At 42.5% G+C, this 18301-nt stretch carries 22 protein-coding genes, 1 rRNA gene and 1 riboswitch; of the genes, 2 read left to right on the forward strand and 21 right to left on the reverse strand.

The window, feature by feature from the left end; genetic code table 11:
- Window positions 1–13: 13 nt before the first annotated feature.
- From purF to PQ578_RS18900, 10 genes are all read right to left on the reverse strand, one after another.
- On the reverse strand, window positions 14–1426 hold the full coding sequence (gene purF, locus PQ578_RS18855; RefSeq protein WP_273835996.1) for an amidophosphoribosyltransferase: 1413 nt from the start codon (window positions 1424–1426) through the stop codon (window positions 14–16).
- Window positions 1402–3627: a phosphoribosylformylglycinamidine synthase subunit PurL gene (gene purL, locus PQ578_RS18860; protein WP_273835998.1), complete on the reverse strand. Its 2226-nt coding sequence runs from the start codon at window positions 3625–3627 to the stop codon at window positions 1402–1404. Before purL ends, purF begins: the two co-directional genes overlap by 25 nt.
- Window positions 3611–4294, reverse strand: a complete 684-nt coding sequence (purQ, locus tag PQ578_RS18865) for a phosphoribosylformylglycinamidine synthase subunit PurQ (RefSeq protein WP_273835999.1) — start codon at window positions 4292–4294, stop codon at window positions 3611–3613. The genes purL and purQ overlap by 17 nt, the downstream gene beginning before the upstream one ends.
- The gene (gene purS, locus PQ578_RS18870) at window positions 4291–4542 is read right to left on the reverse strand and encodes a phosphoribosylformylglycinamidine synthase subunit PurS (RefSeq protein WP_098446125.1); all 252 of its coding nucleotides are present in this window, start codon (window positions 4540–4542) and stop codon (window positions 4291–4293) included. The genes purQ and purS overlap by 4 nt, the downstream gene beginning before the upstream one ends.
- Window positions 4530–5255 carry a phosphoribosylaminoimidazolesuccinocarboxamide synthase gene (gene purC / locus PQ578_RS18875; protein WP_273836000.1) on the reverse strand — a complete coding sequence of 242 codons (726 nt, stop codon included), beginning with the start codon at window positions 5253–5255 and terminating at the stop codon, window positions 4530–4532. Before purC ends, purS begins: the two co-directional genes overlap by 13 nt.
- 22 nt (window positions 5256–5277) lie before the next feature.
- Window positions 5278–6570, reverse strand: coding sequence for an adenylosuccinate lyase (gene purB / locus PQ578_RS18880; protein ID WP_273836001.1), 1293 nt, complete (start codon window positions 6568–6570; stop codon window positions 5278–5280).
- A 25-nt stretch (window positions 6571–6595) separates the two neighbouring features.
- Window positions 6596–7708 carry a 5-(carboxyamino)imidazole ribonucleotide synthase gene (gene purK / locus PQ578_RS18885; protein ID WP_273836002.1) on the reverse strand — a complete coding sequence of 371 codons (1113 nt, stop codon included), beginning with the start codon at window positions 7706–7708 and terminating at the stop codon, window positions 6596–6598.
- The gene (gene purE, locus PQ578_RS18890) at window positions 7705–8190 is read right to left on the reverse strand and encodes a 5-(carboxyamino)imidazole ribonucleotide mutase (protein WP_273836003.1); all 486 of its coding nucleotides are present in this window, start codon (window positions 8188–8190) and stop codon (window positions 7705–7707) included. Before purE ends, purK begins: the two co-directional genes overlap by 4 nt.
- 142 nt (window positions 8191–8332) lie before the next feature.
- Window positions 8333–8434: riboswitch (purine riboswitch) on the reverse strand.
- A gap of 79 nt (window positions 8435–8513) precedes the next feature.
- A complete protein-coding gene (locus tag PQ578_RS18895; protein WP_273836004.1) occupies window positions 8514–8708 on the reverse strand; it encodes an NETI motif-containing protein in 195 nt (64 codons plus the stop codon).
- Between the two features lie 3 nt (window positions 8709–8711).
- Window positions 8712–9239: a DUF2179 domain-containing protein gene (locus PQ578_RS18900; protein WP_098446117.1), complete on the reverse strand. Its 528-nt coding sequence runs from the start codon at window positions 9237–9239 to the stop codon at window positions 8712–8714.
- Window positions 9240–9463: 224 nt separating this feature from the next.
- Here PQ578_RS18900 and PQ578_RS18905 point away from each other — a divergent pair, with 224 nt between their 5' ends.
- Window positions 9464–9901, forward strand: coding sequence for an Hsp20/alpha crystallin family protein (locus tag PQ578_RS18905; RefSeq protein ID WP_273836005.1), 438 nt, complete (start codon window positions 9464–9466; stop codon window positions 9899–9901).
- A gap of 55 nt (window positions 9902–9956) precedes the next feature.
- Here PQ578_RS18905 and PQ578_RS18910 read toward each other — a convergent pair whose 3' ends face one another.
- The 10 genes from PQ578_RS18910 to PQ578_RS18955 form a co-directional block, all read right to left on the reverse strand.
- Window positions 9957–10589 carry a HoxN/HupN/NixA family nickel/cobalt transporter gene (locus tag PQ578_RS18910; protein WP_273836007.1) on the reverse strand — a complete coding sequence of 211 codons (633 nt, stop codon included), beginning with the start codon at window positions 10587–10589 and terminating at the stop codon, window positions 9957–9959.
- Between the two features lie 21 nt (window positions 10590–10610).
- The gene (locus PQ578_RS18915; RefSeq protein ID WP_273836008.1) at window positions 10611–11420 is read right to left on the reverse strand and encodes an urease accessory protein UreD; all 810 of its coding nucleotides are present in this window, start codon (window positions 11418–11420) and stop codon (window positions 10611–10613) included.
- Complete coding sequence (gene ureG / locus PQ578_RS18920; RefSeq protein WP_420541594.1) at window positions 11417–12034, reverse strand: urease accessory protein UreG; 618 nt, start codon at window positions 12032–12034, stop codon at window positions 11417–11419. Before ureG ends, PQ578_RS18915 begins: the two co-directional genes overlap by 4 nt.
- Window positions 12035–12050: 16 nt before the next feature.
- Complete coding sequence (locus PQ578_RS18925; protein WP_273836035.1) at window positions 12051–12737, reverse strand: urease accessory protein UreF; 687 nt, start codon at window positions 12735–12737, stop codon at window positions 12051–12053.
- Entirely contained in the window at window positions 12730–13170 is a 441-nt protein-coding gene (locus PQ578_RS18930; protein ID WP_273836010.1) for an urease accessory protein UreE, read from the reverse strand. Before PQ578_RS18930 ends, PQ578_RS18925 begins: the two co-directional genes overlap by 8 nt.
- Window positions 13171–13182: 12 nt before the next feature.
- Window positions 13183–14889 (reverse strand): urease subunit alpha, encoded by a 1707-nt coding sequence (gene ureC, locus PQ578_RS18935; RefSeq protein WP_273836012.1) that lies wholly within the window; start codon window positions 14887–14889, stop codon window positions 13183–13185.
- Window positions 14886–15209 carry an urease subunit beta gene (locus PQ578_RS18940; RefSeq protein ID WP_273836013.1) on the reverse strand — a complete coding sequence of 108 codons (324 nt, stop codon included), beginning with the start codon at window positions 15207–15209 and terminating at the stop codon, window positions 14886–14888. The genes ureC and PQ578_RS18940 overlap by 4 nt, the downstream gene beginning before the upstream one ends.
- A 12-nt stretch (window positions 15210–15221) precedes the next feature.
- The gene (locus tag PQ578_RS18945) at window positions 15222–15524 is read right to left on the reverse strand and encodes an urease subunit gamma (RefSeq protein ID WP_273836014.1); all 303 of its coding nucleotides are present in this window, start codon (window positions 15522–15524) and stop codon (window positions 15222–15224) included.
- Between the two features lie 268 nt (window positions 15525–15792).
- The gene (locus PQ578_RS18950) at window positions 15793–16437 is read right to left on the reverse strand and encodes a nitroreductase family protein (protein ID WP_273836037.1); all 645 of its coding nucleotides are present in this window, start codon (window positions 16435–16437) and stop codon (window positions 15793–15795) included.
- A gap of 29 nt (window positions 16438–16466) precedes the next feature.
- Window positions 16467–17315 carry a VOC family protein gene (locus PQ578_RS18955; RefSeq protein ID WP_273836015.1) on the reverse strand — a complete coding sequence of 283 codons (849 nt, stop codon included), beginning with the start codon at window positions 17313–17315 and terminating at the stop codon, window positions 16467–16469.
- A gap of 158 nt (window positions 17316–17473) precedes the next feature.
- On the opposite strand from PQ578_RS18955, the gene PQ578_RS18960 reads away from it, so the two are divergent.
- The gene (locus PQ578_RS18960; RefSeq protein ID WP_273836016.1) at window positions 17474–17806 is read left to right on the forward strand and encodes a winged helix-turn-helix transcriptional regulator; all 333 of its coding nucleotides are present in this window, start codon (window positions 17474–17476) and stop codon (window positions 17804–17806) included.
- Between the two features lie 241 nt (window positions 17807–18047).
- Here the strand turns inward: PQ578_RS18960 and rrf are convergent.
- Window positions 18048–18164, reverse strand: a 5S ribosomal RNA gene (gene rrf / locus PQ578_RS18965).
- Between the last annotated feature and the right edge of the window lie 137 nt (window positions 18165–18301).

Here is an 18301-nt window from a genome sequence, read left to right on the forward strand (position 1 = left end):
TGGCCTCCTTCGGTTAAACTTTTTCGTAAGGATGAACGGTATCAGGATAAATTTCCGTCGGGTAATTGCCTGTAAAACAACCAAGACACTGACCACACGATGAATCTTTATCCTCTCTGCCAATTGCTGTTGTCATGCCATCAGTTGTAAGGAAAGTTAGCGAATCCGCACCAATCTCTTCACACATCTCATCAACGCTCATCTTCGCCGCAATTAATTCGCCTGAGTTTGATGTATCAATTCCGTAATAGCATGGGCTGATAATCGGAGGCGCACTAATGCGAACGTGAACTTCTTTCGCTCCTGCTTCACGAAGCATTGTCACGATTCGTCTGCTTGTTGTCCCTCTTACAATTGAATCATCAACAATCACGACGCGCTTCCCTTCAACAACTCCTCGAACTGGTGAAAGCTTCATCTTTACACCGCGTTCACGAAGCTCTTGAGAAGGTTGGATGAACGTTCTACCAACATAGCGATTTTTAATTAAGCCCATTTCATATGGGATACCTGATTCTTCTGCGTACCCAATCGCAGCTGAAATACTTGAGTCAGGAACACCCGTTACGATATCCGCTTCAATTGGCGCTTCTTTAGCAAGCTGTTTGCCAAGCTGTTTACGAGCGGTATGCACGTTAATGTTCTCGATATTGCTATCTGGTCTAGAAAAGTAGATGTACTCCATTGAACAAATAGCACGTGAGATCGAAGAAGAAAATCGCTCTGATTCTAAGCCGTTCTCACTAATAATCAATAGCTCCCCTGGTTGCACATCTCGTATATATTCCGCTCCAATTAAATCAAATGCACACGTTTCTGAAGCAACAACGTAAGCCCCTTCTAAAATGCCTAATGAGAGTGGTCTTAGTCCATGGGGATCAAGAGCGACCATCATCTCTTTCTCCGTCATCATAATGAAAGCATAAGCACCTTTTACCATTGTGAGGGCATTCTTTACTTTTTCACGCTGACTTAAGTAGCCGCTTCGTTTAATAAGATGAGCCAAAACCTCTGTGTCTGATGTCGTCTGAAAAATACTCCCTTGACCTTCGAGCTGGTGCTTAAGGGCATTCGCATTTACAAGGTTTCCGTTATGTGCAAGAGCGAGGCCACCGTTCTGTGAGCGGAACACAAGAGGCTGAACGTTCTCATATCCCCCGCCTCCAGCAGTTGAATACCTTACATGGCCGATTGCACCATTTCCTTCAAGCTTCTCAAGATCACCTGGTCCAAAGACATCATTCACAAGTCCAAGGCCTTTATGGTTATAGAGACGATCACCGTCAGTAGTGACAATTCCAGCACCTTCTTGCCCACGATGCTGTAAACTATGAAGACCATAGTAAGTTAATGACGCAGCATCTGGGTGACCCCAGATACCAAATACGCCACACTCTTCATTTAGGCCTTTGATTTCACCAAACATGGAATAGCTCCTTTCCAGGCTGCTTCAAGCTCTTGAACTGGAGCATCGAAGATATGTGTTTCATCCTCATGCATAATCGTTAATACGCCCGTACCGGTTACTTCACCGATTAGCTTTGCTCCCGTTCGCTGCTCAAATGCCTGCTGGTGTTCTCCCTTGATGCTTACGAGAAAACGAGATTGTGTTTCACTAAAAAGGTCTGTCGTGATATCTCCGTCAATCCTTACATTGGCTCCAAGTTCTGTGCCAATGAGCGATTCTGCAAGGGCCACACTAAGGCCGCCTTCCGCGAGATCGTGAGCTGATTCAACAAGTCCATCTTGAATTGCGGTTAAAAGTTGGTTTTGGCGTTCTTTTTCAATTTCAAGATTAAGGGTAGGGGCTTGACCTGAAATCTTACCATCAAGGTACTTTTGAAGCTCGCTACCGCCAAAATCTTCTCCCGTTTCTCCAAGCATATAAATCAAGTTTCCTTCTTTTTTAAAATGCTGCGTTGTCACATGACTAAGATCATGAACGAGACCGACCATGCCAACTACCGGTGTTGGATATACGGCAATGCCGTTCGTCTCGTTATAAAGGGACACGTTCCCCCCAATAACAGGTGCATTTAGCATGCGACAAGCTTCACTCATCCCATCTGTTGCTTTTTCAATTTGCCAAAAGATCTCTGGTTTCTCAGGGTTACCAAAGTTCAAGCAATCAGTTATCGCTAATGGCTCGCCACCTGAACAAACGATATTACGCGCTGCTTCTGCAACCGCGATCTGACCGCCTACCTCAGGATCAAGATATAAATAACGTGAATTACAATCCGTCGTCATCGCTAACCCTTTGTTCGTTCCACGCACGCGGACAACCGCAGCATCTGATCCTGGTGCTACAACTGTATTCGTACGCACCATATAGTCATACTGATCAAAAACCCATTCCTTGCTTGAAATTGTCGGCTGACCTAGAAGCGTATAAAGCATGTCTTTCGCATTTTCCACTTCAGGAATTGGCTTATGAAGCTGTTGATTTTCAATATAATACTCAGGAATGCGAGAAGGTTTATGATAAACCGGCGCTTCTTCGGCAAGTGCATCAACCGGGACGTCCGCCACAACTTCCCCTTTATGAAGAAGTCGGAACCGCTTATCTTCTGTTACAACCCCAACCTCTTTCGCTAAAAGACCCCAGCGATCTGTAATGGCTTTGATCTCAGCTTCGTGCCCTTTCTTCACCACAACGAGCATTCGCTCCTGTGACTCAGACAGCATCATTTCATATGGCGTCATGCCTTTTTCGCGCTGTGGTACTTCATCAAGATTCATTTCAAGTCCCATGCCTGCCTTACTCGCCATTTCGGAAGCTGAAGACGTTAGTCCAGCTGCTCCCATATCTTGAATACCGACAAGTGAGTCGCAGTGAACAAGTTCAAGGCACGCTTCAAGCAGAAGCTTTTCCATGAACGGATCCCCTACTTGAACAGCAGGACGCTTTTCGTCAGAAGCATCTGTTAATTCTTCAGATGCGAAGGTTGCGCCGTGTATGCCGTCCCGTCCAGTGCTCGCACCAACGTACATCACCGTGTTTCCAGCTCCAGATGCAATACCTTTTTGAATGTCTTTATGATCGATTAAGCCCACACACATCGCGTTCACAAGTGGGTTTCCATCGTAAGAAGAATCGAACTGCACTTCTCCACCTACCGTAGGGATTCCAATACAGTTCCCGTATCCTGCAATACCAGCAACAACTTCTTCAAACAGATACTTCACTTTCGGATTGCTAAGTTCACCAAATCGAAGTGAATTGAGAAGAGCAATAGGACGAGCTCCCATCGAGAAAACGTCACGAATAATGCCACCAACCCCTGTTGCCGCACCTTGATAAGGCTCGATTGCAGATGGATGGTTGTGGCTTTCAATCTTAAATACCACTGCCTGCTCATCACCAATATCAACGATTCCAGCCCCTTCCCCAGGACCTTGAAGAACACGCTCACCAGTTACGGGGAATTTTTTCAACACTGGTTTTGAATTTTTGTAGCTACAGTGTTCCGACCACATTACGGAAAATAGCCCCGTTTCTGTGTAATTCGGTGTACGGCCAAGAATCTCTTCCACCATACCGAACTCTTCATCTGTTAAGCCCATCTGACTGTAGAGTTTCTGGTCTTTAATCATCTCAGGTGTTGGTTCATGCATGTGTGACATGGGATTCCCTCCAGTTGCGTAGTATCGATTTAAATAGATTTAGTCCATCTGCACTTCCTAACAGCTCATCTACCGCTCGTTCAGGGTGAGGCATCATCCCGAGGACATTGCCCTTTTCGTTTACGATTCCAGCAATATCTTCAACCGAGCCGTTCGGATTATCCTCATAGGTAAACGCAATTCGATTTTCCTGCTTCAGTGTTGCAAGCGTTACTTCATCGCAATAGTAGTTTCCTTCTCCGTGTGCAATTGGAATCGTAATTTCCTCTTCTTTTTCATAAGCTGAAGTAAACATTGTTTCATTGTTTTGAACGCGTAGTGTAACTGGACGACACATAAACTTCAGGTTTTTATTTCGCTTCATCGCTCCTGGTAACAGACCTGCTTCCAAGAGAATTTGGAATCCATTACAAACACCTAGGATCGGTTTCCCTGCTTCAGCTGCCTTCACTACCTCAGGCATAATCGGCGCAAAGCGAGCAATGGCACCACTGCGAAGGTAATCTCCGTAAGAGAAACCGCCTGGTAGAAGAATCGCATCATAGTTTGCTAGATTTTGCTCATCGTACCGGACATAAACCGCTTCTTCTCCAAGCTCATCTTTGATGGCGTGATACATATCCACATCGCAGTTAGAACCCGGGAACACAATCACCGCAAATTTCACTGTGCGACTCCCTCCTCGATTTCATAGGTGTAGTCTTCAATAACCGTATTCGCAAGAAGCTTCTCGCAAATTTCTTTAATTCGCTGATCCAGGTTCTCCGTATCTTTTACTGTGAGTTCCATGTATTTCCCGATCCGTACGTCTTCCACTTCATGATACGAAAGGCTGTGTAATGAATTCTTAACAGCACTTCCCTGCGGATCTAGAACACTTTCTTTTAACGTTACATAGACTTTTACTTTGTACATGATTCGGAGCCCCCCAGGCGAGTTAAAATTTGTTCGTACGCTTCTGTCAAATTTCCAATATCTCTTCGAAACACGTCTTTATCTAATTTTTCGTTTGTTTTACTGTCCCATAGTCGACAAGTATCTGGAGAAATCTCATCCGCCAACATGATCTTGCCTTCCGGTGTTACACCAAACTCTAATTTAAAATCAACGAGCTTTACGTCACGATCAAGAAAGTATTCACGTAATAGCGTATTGATCTTTAATGCGCGTTCTTTTAATTCATGAACAGTTTCTTCTGTTGCAAGTTCAAGTTCTAACACGTGATCAAGCGTGAGAAGAGGATCACCAAGGTCATCATTCTTGTAATAAAATTCAACGATCGGCTGTTTTAGTAACTTCCCTTCTTCCACACCCGTGCGTTTGGAAAAGCTCCCAGCTGCTATGTTTCGAACAACCACTTCGAGTGGAATGATCGAAACGCGTTTGACAAGCTGTTCAGTAGAAGAAAGCTTTTCAATAAAATGACTTTCAATTCCAGCACTTTTTAAATAATCAAAGAGCAGGCTTGTTATTTCATTGTTCAGGCGACCTTTGCCTGTAATCGTTGCTTTCTTCTCACCGTTATAAGCAGTTGCTGAGTCTTTGTACGCGACCCAAACAACCTCCGCTTCATTCGTTGCGTAAATTCTCTTCGCTTTTCCTTCGTACAACAATGCTTGCTTTTCCATGGTGATCCCCTCCGATGCTTAATTAAAGTCCGAGACGTTCAAAAATCATATCCACCGGCTTCAGGTGGTAATTGTAGTCAAAGCAATCTTCAATTTCTGCTTCACTAAGCTGATCTGTAATCTTAGGATCCGCTTCAACAAGCTCTCTAAATTGAATGCCTCTTTCCCAAGCATCCATTGCTTTTGGTTGAACGAGATCATACGCGGCTTCACGCGCCATGCCTTTATCAATAAGGGATAAAAGAACGCGCTGACTGTAAATCAAGCCGTATGTTCTTGTCATATTACGCTTCATATTCTCAGGGAAGACAGTTAGTTTCGAAACAATTCCTGCAAAACGATTAAGCATATAGTTGAGCGCAATCGTTGCATCCGGAAGAATGACACGCTCTGCTGAAGAATGAGAGATATCACGCTCATGCCAGAGAGGAACGTTCTCGTAAGCTGTTGTCATATAGCCACGAATCACGCGTGCCATTCCAGTCATATTTTCAGAACCAATCGGGTTACGCTTATGCGGCATAGCGGAAGATCCCTTTTGTCCTTTCGCGAAAAACTCTTCTACTTCACGCGTTTCACTCTTTTGAAGACCACGAATCTCAACAGCAAACTTTTCAATCGATGTTGCCACAAGTGCTAGAGCGGACATGTAATGAGCATGACGATCACGCTGAAGCGTTTGTGTAGAAATCGGCGCTGCTTGAAGGCCAAGCTTTTCACAAACATACTGCTCGATAAATGGATCAATGTTTGCATATGTTCCAACTGCCCCAGATAGTTTACCGAATCGAACGTTATCCGAAGCTGTTTTGAATCTTTCAAGGTTACGCTTCATTTCTTCATACCATAGCGCCATTTTAAGACCAAACGTTGTTGGCTCTGCATGAACACCGTGAGTTCTCCCCATCATGACGGTGTACTTATGCTCCTGTGCTTTTGCTTTTAGAACTTCAATGAATTTCTCAATATCTTTAATTAGAAGTTCGTTCGCTTGATTCAACTGATAAGAAAGTGCTGTATCAACGACATCCGTTGATGTTAGACCGTAGTGCACCCACTTCCGTTCTTCTCCAAGTGTTTCAGATACGGCTCTTGTAAAAGCCACAACATCATGACGTGTTTCTTCTTCAATCTCATGAATGCGATCAACGTTGAAACCAGCTTTTTCACGAATCTTTTGGACATCTTCTTTCGGTATAATGCCAAGTTCTGCCCATGCTTCACATGCTAAGATTTCTACCTCTAGCCATGCATTGTAGCGGTTTTCCTCTGTCCATATCGCTCCCATTTCAGGGCGAGTATAACGTTCAATCATCGTAAGTCCTCCTGCTCTCTTGTCTTTACTGCCATAATCTCCATGAGTTCATTTGCTTTATTGCTTCTTCTACTGAAGGGGCAATAAAGTTGATGTGTCCCATTTTCCGATTAGGTTTTGCTTCGTCTTTCCCATATAAATGTAGCTTTGCTTCACCTAGCTCTGAAATGCTGTTCATTAGCGGAGTCACATGCTGACCGAGCAAATTTCCCATCACCACAGGTTTTAACAGTTCTGTGTTCCCAAGCGGCAATCCACATATCGCTCGAATATGTTGCTCAAATTGTGATGTCTCACATGCCTCCATCGTATAATGACCAGAATTATGCGGACGTGGTGCAAGCTCATTCACATAAATCTCATTATCTTTAAGAAATAGCTCAACTGCAAGTGTTCCAACAAGTTGAAGTGAATTTGCAATCTTCTTTCCGACCTCATCCGCTTTCGTTATGACCGCTTCGTCTACCCGAGCCGGAACGATCGTTTGATGAAGAATATTGTTCACATGAACATTCTCACCTACAGGAAAAGTTGTTGTTTCCCCTGATACACTGCGTGTCACAATCACAGAGAGTTCCTTTTGAAATGGAACCCAGCTTTCAAGAATACAAGGTACATCCGGAAAAGTGAGAGCTTCAACATCACTTTCCGTTTTAAGTACCCACTGCCCTTTCCCATCATAACCACCCGTACGTGTTTTAAGGACTGAAGGAAGACCGATTTTCTCGAGTGCCACCATAAATTCTTGATGAGAGCCGACCGGTTCAAAAGGCGCTACTTGAAGACCAGAATCCTGAATCGCTGTTTTCTCAACATAGCGATCTTGCGTCACTCGAAGTAGTTCTCCCCCCTGAGGCATATATGCATTTTCTTCCAGCCATTTTGCTGTATCGTGTGTTATATTTTCAAATTCATACGTGATCACATCACTTAAGTCAGCTAGCTTACGAGCGCCATCTAAGTCATCATAGCCACTGACCACCTCATGATCCGCTACCTGCCCACAAGGAGAATCTTTTTTCGGTTCGAGAACTGCGATTTTGTAGCCCATCTCTCTTGCCTTTAACGCCATCATTCTCCCTAGCTGTCCGCCACCTAAAATTCCAATTGTACTTCCTGGCAAAATGGTTTTCCTCATAAGCTGTCACTACTTTCGAGTACGGATTCTTTCATTTGAATTCGATATTCGCTAAGCTTCTGCTCGATCGTTTCATCACCTGTACTTAGAATTTGCGCAGCAAGCAATCCAGCATTTTTCGCTCCCGCATTTCCAATCGCCACGGTTGCTACAGGCACGCCGCCTGGCATTTGTACGATCGAAAGGAGAGAATCTAAACCGTTTAATGTGCGTGATTGAACAGGGACACCAATGACTGGGAGGGTTGTTTTGGCTGCTACCATCCCTGGTAAGTGTGCAGCACCACCAGCACCAGCAATGATGACGTTCAAGCCACGTTCTCTTGCCGATTCTGCATATTCAAACATTAATTCCGGCGTTCGATGAGCCGAAACAACTTTTTTCTCGTATGGTACTTGAAGTTCTTCTAGTATGTCACAGGCATGCTTCATCGTATCCCAATCAGAAGTGCTTCCCATGATGACGCCAACTTTTGCGTTCATGCTATTCCTCCTTAAATGAAGGTGCTAATTAATCAAAATAGTGTGAAAATAACAGAAAAGCCCGAGATAGAATTCTTCTATTTACTTAGAAGAAGCTTCTACCTCGGGCGAAAACACATCCGTCCTGATTTGCGCATACGCAAAACACGACTTTCCCCCTCATAGTCCGACGATTCATGGTCGTCAGGTAGAAACTTATGGGCCTTATTCCCAAGATTATATGAGGTATCCTTTTTGCTCCTCTTTCATAGTAACAAGAGCGACGTTCAACTGTCAACGAAAAATCGAACGATGTGTTTTATATCGACTATAATGTTCGGTTTTTACTTTAACTTTCCATCAAAAACAATTTTCTGACCGGCTAGCTCAGGTTCTTTAGATCCCTTACTTTCTTTAAAGACAGGTTCTTCCCTACGTCTCACAGGCATATATCCTTCGTCATCCATTCGTTTTAAACAGTCAGAAAGTGATTCATTTTGATGAACCTCGAACTTCTTTTTCTTTGCTTTCTTTTCCATACATTACCTCCGAATTTTTCTAACCCAGAATCCACCCTGGAAGGTCCGGGGTTCATAAGAGATAACGAAAGCTTTCGGATCAAGATCTTCAATCGCTTTATAGAGCTTTCTTTCCGATTTACGTGACGTTAGTACTTGCATCACCAAACGTTCTCCCTGTCTACCATGTGCAAGGTAATGCGTAACACCATACCCGATATCTCTTAATTTATTAGGAATATCATCTTCAAGCTTTGTTGTAATGGCATTCACTGTAATATAACCAAGCGCAAGGTATTCTTCAATCTTCATCCCAACGATAATTCCTACACCAAAACCGAGGGCATATGCAATTACGTTTTGAATTTGCCCTAGGTTATCGAGGACGAGACCAAGTCCTATAACATATATGGCAATTTCAATTGTTCCTGTAACAGCTGCAAGGTACCGCTGACCTTTAAGTGTTAGAATCGTCCGCATCGTAAGAAACGATACATAGAAGATATTAATCACAAAAATAGTCAAAACCATGCCAAGACCTGTATCCAGCATGTCCATCCTCCTTTTCCCTTATCGTTCTAACTCGAACTTTCCCTAGCATAACACGAGGAAACAGAAAACCGCATGCGATATTTATCGAATTTAGCTAAAAAGTTTCGACTAATTTTTCCATGTTTCTCTTTTAACAGGATTCGTTTTTGAAAACTGTTTTTGTATGCACTTAACAATCAATTGTTTGGTGCATATACTGGGAAAAAGCCCGGGGAGGAAACCATATGGGGGACTATTGGAGTCAAATGTATGATTGGCGAAATAAGATGAATAAATTTATGGGGGATGACTTCTGGACAGATTTTCAGGATATGTTCGCTTCGAACGGTCCACTTGTCAATCTTTACGAAGCAGGAAACGAACTTATTTGCACCGTCTACCTTCCGGGAATTAAGAAAATCGATGATGTAGATGTGTACATTCATTATCGGACACTTAAAGTAAAAGGTCAGACGACAATGAACCTTAAAGGGTATCGAAACGTTCAGGAGGAGTATAAGCATGGCCCATTTGAACGCATTGTTGAACTTCCTTTTCCCGTTCGCGATAAACCGATTGATGCGAGTTATAAAAGAGGTATCCTATTAATTCATCTTCATAGACTTATTGAATCAAGAGAAGAGAAAAGGAGCCTGAAAATTACAGATGTAGATGAATCCTAAAAACAGAGGCGATCGGTATACGTAACCGATTGCCTCTGTTTTGCCTTACCCTCTTCTAAAGAAAGCTAAATAATCCATCTGTTACACCAATACGATAAATATAATAAAACCCAAATCCAATTGAGAGAACTCCTGTTAGCTGAGTTAATCTGTGGTTTAACGTTACCTGTTTTCTTGTAGCGACAAACGGAATCCCAAGAATGGTTGTGAACCCTAGCATGCCGACACATGTACCGACACCAAAAACAAGAATATAGATAGCTCCCTGCCATAGCGTTTCAACCGTACTTATCGTTAATAGAACCATTGCAGCGCTCCCAGCTAACCCATGAACAAATCCGATTATTCCTGATTGGATATAGCTACGGTTACCTTTCACACCTTTATTGACTGCCTTTGTTAGAAAGGTTCTAATTCCAAGAAACACAAGCATAAACCCAACAAGCATTTCAAGTGACATCGCCCATTCATTTGTAATTGTTGCGTTAAAAATAAAAACAAGCATACCTACAAAAAAGAGCGTTGTTGTATGCCCAATTCCCCAATAAACTCCAGCGAGTGACGACTTCCACAAACTACGCGTTTTACTCGCAATAGTTGAAACAGCAATCACATGATCAGGTTCAATGGCATGTTTGATCCCAAGTACAAATCCAATAACTAAGATTGATACTAAACTAACGTCCATTCTTCCTCCCCTTTCTGTCTTCTACTTGCGCCAGGATATCGCACGTTGGTGGGTAATCGAACGATGTATGAACGCCTCAATCGCGTCAAATACCTTCTCAATTAAAGCTGTCCGCTTCGCAAGTATTCTGAAACAGCACCCAGGAACCGCTAATAATGAAACACCGTATTGCACTTCTTCAAAAGAAGAAAGGTGTTCTCGTAACTCCTCGATCCATTCATCGGTCACTTTCGGATGGATAAAAAACAGCGATCCGATATGTGTATTCCCCTCTAAATAAAAAAGCTTATTAACGTCATCCTGAGGGTTTAAACGTAAGTGATCATAGACTGTCAGTTTATGATTTTGATAGACTTTTACCTTTGATGACACAAGTGTGTATGGGAATAGGTCACCCTCTTTTGACCAGCCAGGCGTCACAATATCGGTTAAAAAAAAGACGGCGCTCTTATCCATATAGACGTCCGTTTCCTGTAAAAAACGCGCATCCCGATAAGCAATGAGCGGATCTTGCTTGATATGTAATTCGCTTTGCTCATCTAACTTATAGACGATTCTCTGCTCGACTTGCTTGTTTGGCGTTTTATAAACCTTGGTGGAAGCCTGCGTCGTCACCGCTAACTTCGCGTTCTTCTTCACATTAATTTGCGTAAAATATGTATCGCCATCAACATAGCCCCCACCTACGTGGATAAGCTGGACAAGCGGGAGACCCTCCTCTGTGTATGTAGGGCGTGAAATTTTAAACACACCGTTATAGTAAGCATCTGAAAGAACGGATTTGCCGTACCTCTCAGATGCTTCTAGCTCAAGGTAACCTGTATAAGTCACTGCTCAAGTCCTACAAAAAATGCCTGTTCCTTTAACCATTTCACTACATCACTTACACCAGTCTCGTCTTTTAAATTCGTAAAGAAAAACGGCCTGTCTCCTCTAGACTTCAACGTATCTTCGCGCATCACATCAAGGTTCGCTCCTACATATGGGGCAAGATCTGTCTTATTAATGATAAACAAATCCGATTTAATCATCCCTTGTCCACCTTTGCGGGGAATTTTCTCCCCTTGCGCAACATCAATAATGTAAATTGAAAAATCGACAAGCTCTGGACTAAACGTAGCAGCAAGGTTATCCCCACCGCTTTCTACAAAGATGAGATCAAGATCTTCATGACGCTCGTTTAGTTCATCAATGGCTGCAAAGTTCATCGAAGCATCCTCGCGAATCGCCGTATGCGGACACCCTCCTGTTTCTACTCCAATAATTCGATCTGAAGGTAAAATCCCATTTTTGTCTAAAAACATCGCATCTTCTTTTGTATAAATATCATTTGTGATAACAGCCATACTAAATTCATTTTTCATTGCCCGGGTTAATCGATCTACTAATAATGTTTTACCTGCACCAACTGGGCCTCCAATGCCAATCCGAATTGGTTCACTCATTTTCATCATCCTTTCGTTAGCTCATAAATAAGCGGACATTAATGGTTTCATGCTGCATTTGTGCGATTTCAAGACCTGGTGCTCCGACCCCAAAGTCACTCTCATCAAGCATCATCAATTTTTCTACGCTATTCGTTAATAACGGTTGAATATTTACGAGGATTTTCTGGCCATCGGTTTGCCCAAGTGGAACCCCTCTCACCGCATTTTGAACAAGTGACGAAGCCGTCGCAAATCCATAACATGAAACCGCTGTTTCCACATCGATACCAAGTTGGTGAGAGACAATGGCAAATACGAGTGCCCCATGTCCATATACATTTTTCCTTTTCAATTCAATGAGATACATATCAAAAATTGAACTGGGATAAAGTGTCGAAACGACTTTAACGAGACGATCCCCAATTCTCCTATTCCCTTCTCTCGTTTCTCGAGCCATGCCAAGAGCATACAATGTTTGATCCAGTTCCCACAGTTTCTCAATGTTTCCTAACTCCAACCACTCATAGGCAAAGCGACAGGCTAGTCCATCCGTATAGACAAGTTGATTAGCTAGAAACAGTTCTAGCACATGTTGAAAGGAAGCGGAATCATGAACGATGCCGTTTGAAATATACGTTTCGATTCCAAACGAATGAGAGAAGGCACCTGATGGAAATTGCGAGTCACTCATTTGTAGCATTGGAAAAAGCGCATTAGTCATGCCCAATGTATTTAAACGCTTCTTTCATTTTTCGTTCCTCGATCACATGTCTGACGTTCATTTCAGTTAACAACCTCACGACGAGATAGTCATGCTGTACAATCATTTCGCTCCCCTCAAATTGTGCTGGCAAATGCCGGTTGCCGAGCATATGCGCTACTTCTCCCATTTGTTTTAAGGAGTCAGGCTGAATCACAATCACTTCATCCTCAAGGACACTGACCACAATCATATTTTCTCCTGTTCGATAAAGAATGTCACCGTCAACCAAATCTTTTGGTACGGATAACTTAATACCAAGCTCTTTCCCATGATCTGTTTTTACACGCTGAATTCGTTTCACAAGCTCATCACTACGCAAATACACTCTTTCTAAGTGTGGCAAAGCTCCTTTTTCTTCATGAATGTTCCCCTTGATTTCACTAATGATCATCGATTCTCCACCTCAAAATAAAAAGTATCGTTGGGCAAGTGGTACACTTGTCGCAGGTTCACAGGTGATCAGTTCACCATCTACGACCACTTCATATGTCTCTGGATCAACTTGAATATCCGGCGTTTCGCCATTGTATTTCATATCTTTTTTTCGAAGCTTACGAATGTTTTTCACCGGTTTAATAATTTTTTGTAGTCCAAGCTGTTCATGAACCCCTTTTTCAATAGCAGCTTGTGATAAAAAGGTAATCGATGTTTGAGATTTCGCTTTTCCAAATTGTGCAAACATGGGTCGATAGAGAGCTGGCTGCGGCGTAGGGATCGAAGCATTTGGGTCTCCCATCACGCTCCACGAGATCATTCCGCCTTTAACGATTTGCTCCGGCTTTACGCCGAAAAAGGCCGGCTTCCATAGAACGAAATCTGCTAACTTTCCCACTTCAATGGACCCAACTTCCTCTGAAATGCCATGCGCAATCGCTGGATTAATTGTATATTTCGCTATATAACGTTTCACACGTTCGTTATCATTGTCATCATCTTTAGGAACAGCACCGCGCTGCTTTTTCATCTTATCTGCCGTCTGCCACGTTCTAGATATCACTTCTCCAACTCTCCCCATCGCTTGCGAGTCTGAGCTAATGATGCTAAAGACTCCCATATCATGCAGAATATCTTCTGCTGCGATGGTTTCTTTCCTTATTCTCGAGTCCGCAAAAGCAACATCCTCTGGTACAGAAGAATCAAGATGATGGCAAACCATCAGCATATCCAGGTGCTCTGCGATTGTATTCGTTGTAAAAGGCCGAGTTGGGTTCGTAGAGGACGGGAGGATATGTTCATAAGAAGCGGCTTTTATAATATCCGGCGCATGCCCCCCACCTGCTCCTTCTGTATGATACGTATGGATAACCCTACCATCAATGGCATTCAGCGTATCTTCTACGAATCCACCTTCGTTTAAGGTGTCCGTATGGATCGCGACTTGAACATCGTACTGATCGGCTACCGTTAATGCGGTATCAATGGAAGCAGCTGTTGTCCCCCAATCCTCATGAAGCTTCAAACCAATAGCGCCTGCCTCAATCTGTTCCTTTAACGCCTCTTGCCCTGAAGCATTGCCTTTGCCGAGAAAGCCAAGATTCACAGGAAACGCTTCTGCCGACTCAAGCATACGATGAATATTCCATTCACCAGGTGTACATGTAGTCGCATTCGTTCCTGTCGCTGGTCCCGTTCCTCCTCCCAGCATCGTCGTAATACCAGACTCGATCGCTGTCTCGATTAATTGGGGACAAATAAAATGAATGTGAGAATCAATTCCCCCCGCCGTAACAATCATTCCCTCAGCAGCAATCACTTCTGTAGAAGCACCAACCACAATATCAACATTATCCATTAAATACGGATTACCGGCCTTACCAATCGAAATAATACGACCATCCTTCACTCCGATGTCAGCTTTATAAATGCCGGTATAATCAACAATGAGAGCATTGGTTACGACTAGATCGACAGACTCAGCTCTTGTAGCGAGCGGATGCTGCCCCATACCATCTCGAATCACCTTTCCCCCACCGAACTTCACTTCATCACCATAGGTTGTTTCATCTCGTTCTACTTCAATAAATAACTCTGTATCTGCTAATCGAACTTGATCACCAACTGTCGGACCAAACATATCCGAATAAGCTTTTCTGGAAAGTTCAAAACTCATCGATTCACCTCTCGATCTAACGAACCGTTTGTTCGATTATTAAGCCCGAACACCTTTCGATTACCTGAAAATTCAACTAATGTAACTTCTTTGGCATCACCTGGTTCAAACCGAACAGCGGTACCTGCGGCAATATTTAAATGCATGCCAAAAGCACGATCACGATCAAACGTTAATGCATTATTCACTTCATAGAAATGAAAATGTGATCCAATTTGAACAGGCCGATCACCAACGTTTGTCACTTCTATCTCAGTAGTTTCCTTCTCTTCGTTACAAACGATTGGTGTTGACTTTAACTTGTATTCACCTGGAACCAACGCTTTTCCCCCTCATATAATTGGATCATGCACAGTTACTAATTTGGTACCATCCTGAAAAGTAGCCTCAACCTGTATATCTGAAATCATTTCCGGGACACCTTCCATTACATCTTCCCTAGCAAGTATCTTTCGACCATACTGCATCAATTCTGCAACACTCTTTCCGTCTCTTGCTCCTTCAAGCACTTCATATGTAATAATCGCAATTGCTTCTGGATAATTAAGCTTCAATCCTCTAGCCTGCCGCCTTCTCGCTAAATCTGCGGCCACGACAATCATTAGCTTCTCCTGTTCTCTCGCCATTAGCTTCAAAGAAACTCCCCCTCGCTTACACGGAAACCGAAAATTATGATAATTCACATTATACATAAAATAGAAGGTTATTAAATATCTTAGGGGTATTTTTATTTTACAAGTTCACCTCGTGGTCTAAAAAATTATGACGAAAAACATATTTATATCAACGTTTGGTAACGTATTCATTGTTGTGTTTGTAAGCTTGAAATAATATGTTAGATTAACTAACATTACCGAAATTTCACCATTAAAAAAGAAGAAGCATCTCGCTTCTTCTTTTTTATTACTTATGAAAAATCACTCGTTCTTCTACTGGCTGAAATTCTTTCTCTCCTGGAGGTGCCGTTGGATTGCCAAAAGGCATTTGTGCAATAAGTTCCCAGCTAGAAGATACATTCCATTCTTCTTTTACTTGATCGTCAATTAATGGATTGTAATGCTGAAGAGAAGCACCCAGTCCTTCTTTTTCTATTGCTGTCCAGATCACAAACTGAAGCATACCAGAAGAATGCTGTGACCACTTCGGAAAATTGTCAGCAAATGTTGGCAGTTTTTCTTGAAGCCCCTTAATGACATCTTGATCTTCAAAGAAAAGAATCGTACCATACCCACTTGCGAATCCGTTCATACGGCCTTCAGTCGCCTCAAACTGATCTGCAGGAACGATAGCGCGAAGCGTCTCTTTTGTAATCTCATTCCAGAGTTTATTGTGGCTCTCATCTAAAAGAACAAGTACCCTTGCGCTTTGGGAATTGAAAGCGGAAGGCGTGTGTTTAACCGCATATTCTATCACCTCTTGCAGTTTGTCATCAGAAATGACGCGTTCTTTTCCAATCCCGTAAATAGACCTTCTTGCTTTTACAGCCTCGTAGAACCCCTTCTTGTCTGCATTCGTCTCATTTTTCGTTGAACCAAAAATCCTATCCATCATACTCAAGTTGATAACCACCTTTTTCTTTATTTTTTCAAACTCAGACGAATCCTATTCCCTGAGGGATCATTTGTATAGTAATCTTCATCCTTCTGCCATACGTTGCTGAATTTTTTCACTTGCTCTACGCATTTACTTCTTTCTAACTCACTTGTAAAAACAAGCGAAAACCACTTAAGACCAGTGCTTCCTTCTTTGGCGGGCCGAGCACCAACGCTTTGCCAGGTATTCAATCCAATATGGTGATGATAGCCTCCATAAGATGCGAATACCGCATGATGACCTAACTGACTTACAATCTGAAGACCTAAACCATTTTGATAGAAGTCTTTAGCTTCTATTAGATCAGAAACTTGAAGGTGAATGTGTCCAAGAACGGTATTCTCAGGAAGTCCTTCAAAAACCCCTGACGACGCCTCCTCCATTAATTCTTCAGCGTTCAATGCATTTGTTGTCATCACGACTTGATCTTTCTCCCAGTTCCACTGTTTAGAAGGTCGATCTGCATAGATTTCAATCCCATTTCCATCAGGATCTCCTAAGTAAATTGCCTCACTAACAGCATGATCAGAAGCCCCCTGAAGCGGATATCCTGTACTTAATAAATGCTTTAGTACATTCGCAAGATGCTTACGTCCAGGAACAAGAAGAGCAAAATGATACAAGCCAGTCGAAGGGAAGTCTCTTTTTAAGTTTGTTTGTTCAATTGTAAGCAGTGGTGTCTTACCATTCGTGGTGAATTCGGCACGATCACTAGCTTTATAAAGTACTTCGAAACCGATTATTTTTTCATAAAAATGTATTGATCGACTTAAGTCACTCACAAATAAATGAATTTCACTAGTGTGTGGAACAGAGTCTGAATGATAATTCATAATAGATCTCCTTTTAGTGGTCTGAATAAACTCATTAACTTACTTTATGTAAGTAACTATATAATTATAAATAATTGACGTCAAGTTACTTGCTTCTAATCAATAATCTTTTGAATTAAGATCACACTGGGTTATAATGATTTTGGGAGTGAATGATTATGAATAAATCTTCTCTATGTCCTAGATTTGAAAAAGCGATGTCCCTTTTGAGTCAGCGGTGGACAGGCCTGATTATTCATCAACTTTTGGAAGGACCTCAGCGATTTTGCAACGTGGAAACCTCCATTTCCATCAGTGGTCGTGTACTCTCTGAGAGGTTAAAGGATCTTGAGCAACAGGGGATCGTTATACGAAATGTATATCCTGAGACACCCGTTCGGATAGAATACTCTTTAAGCGATAAAGGGTACGCACTCGCTCCGGTTTTACAAGAGATTGAAAACTGGGCAGAGCACTGGGTAGAAATTGATGATACTGGTAAGGCAAAATAGCATAAAAAAGCCGATTGCTCTTATTATGAGTAATCGGCTTTTGTTTTTATGTATTAAGGCAGGTTTTTAGAAGTGAATTAGGTGGATAAGACTTGTAATTCCACGAAAATCGGATTTATTCCGCGCTTTCGCATGATAATTCCGCGAACGTCATGAATGAGTGCTTGGAGCTAGTGAAAACTCATCCATAAAACCATACAAAAAAAGCGAGAAACCGTTTGGTCTCTCGCTTTTCATCATTGCCCAGCGACGTCCTACTCTTGCAGGGGGAGATCCCCCAACTACCATCGGCGCTGAAGAGCTTAACTTCCGTGTTCGGCATGGGAACGGGTGTGACCTCTTCGCCATCGTCACTAGACTTTACAGGGTATTCCCTGAAAACTAGATAGCACGCACAACGTATTCCAATAATGTGTCCAGCTACGTAAGCCAAATCCTCGATCGTTTCACCTTTTGATTCTGACGCAAAAAGCGCGTCTGATTCAAAAGCCTCCA

Origin of the sequence: Guptibacillus sedimenti (genome assembly GCF_028610665.1) — a bacterium.
GTDB classification, from domain to species: domain Bacteria; phylum Bacillota; class Bacilli; order Bacillales; family Guptibacillaceae; genus Guptibacillus; species Guptibacillus sedimenti.

Excerpts from the sequence above, each read along its gene's own strand:
- purF (WP_273835996.1), bottom strand. The coding sequence starts at position 1,426 with ATGTTTGGTGAAATCAAAGGCCTAAATGAAGAGTGTGGCGTATTTGGT.
- purL (WP_273835998.1), bottom strand. The coding sequence starts at position 3,627 with ATGTCACACATGCATGAACCAACACCTGAGATGATTAAAGACCAGAAA.
- purS (WP_098446125.1), bottom strand. The coding sequence starts at position 4,542 with ATGTACAAAGTAAAAGTCTATGTAACGTTAAAAGAAAGTGTTCTAGAT.
- purC (WP_273836000.1), bottom strand. The coding sequence starts at position 5,255 with ATGGAAAAGCAAGCATTGTTGTACGAAGGAAAAGCGAAGAGAATTTAC.
- purB (WP_273836001.1), bottom strand. The coding sequence starts at position 6,570 with ATGATTGAACGTTATACTCGCCCTGAAATGGGAGCGATATGGACAGAG.
- purK (WP_273836002.1), bottom strand. The coding sequence starts at position 7,708 with ATGAGGAAAACCATTTTGCCAGGAAGTACAATTGGAATTTTAGGTGGC.
- purE (WP_273836003.1), bottom strand. The coding sequence starts at position 8,190 with ATGAACGCAAAAGTTGGCGTCATCATGGGAAGCACTTCTGATTGGGAT.
- PQ578_RS18895 (WP_273836004.1), bottom strand. The coding sequence starts at position 8,708 with ATGGAAAAGAAAGCAAAGAAAAAGAAGTTCGAGGTTCATCAAAATGAA.
- PQ578_RS18900 (WP_098446117.1), bottom strand. The coding sequence starts at position 9,239 with ATGCTGGATACAGGTCTTGGCATGGTTTTGACTATTTTTGTGATTAAT.
- PQ578_RS18905 (WP_273836005.1), top strand. The coding sequence starts at position 9,464 with ATGGGGGACTATTGGAGTCAAATGTATGATTGGCGAAATAAGATGAAT.
- PQ578_RS18910 (WP_273836007.1), bottom strand. The coding sequence starts at position 10,589 with ATGGACGTTAGTTTAGTATCAATCTTAGTTATTGGATTTGTACTTGGG.
- ureG (WP_420541594.1), bottom strand. The coding sequence starts at position 12,034 with ATGAGTGAACCAATTCGGATTGGCATTGGAGGCCCAGTTGGTGCAGGT.
- PQ578_RS18925 (WP_273836035.1), bottom strand. The coding sequence starts at position 12,737 with ATGACTAATGCGCTTTTTCCAATGCTACAAATGAGTGACTCGCAATTT.
- PQ578_RS18930 (WP_273836010.1), bottom strand. The coding sequence starts at position 13,170 with ATGATCATTAGTGAAATCAAGGGGAACATTCATGAAGAAAAAGGAGCT.
- ureC (WP_273836012.1), bottom strand. The coding sequence starts at position 14,889 with ATGAGTTTTGAACTTTCCAGAAAAGCTTATTCGGATATGTTTGGTCCG.
- PQ578_RS18950 (WP_273836037.1), bottom strand. The coding sequence starts at position 16,437 with ATGGATAGGATTTTTGGTTCAACGAAAAATGAGACGAATGCAGACAAG.
- PQ578_RS18955 (WP_273836015.1), bottom strand. The coding sequence starts at position 17,315 with ATGAATTATCATTCAGACTCTGTTCCACACACTAGTGAAATTCATTTA.
- PQ578_RS18960 (WP_273836016.1), top strand. The coding sequence starts at position 17,474 with ATGAATAAATCTTCTCTATGTCCTAGATTTGAAAAAGCGATGTCCCTT.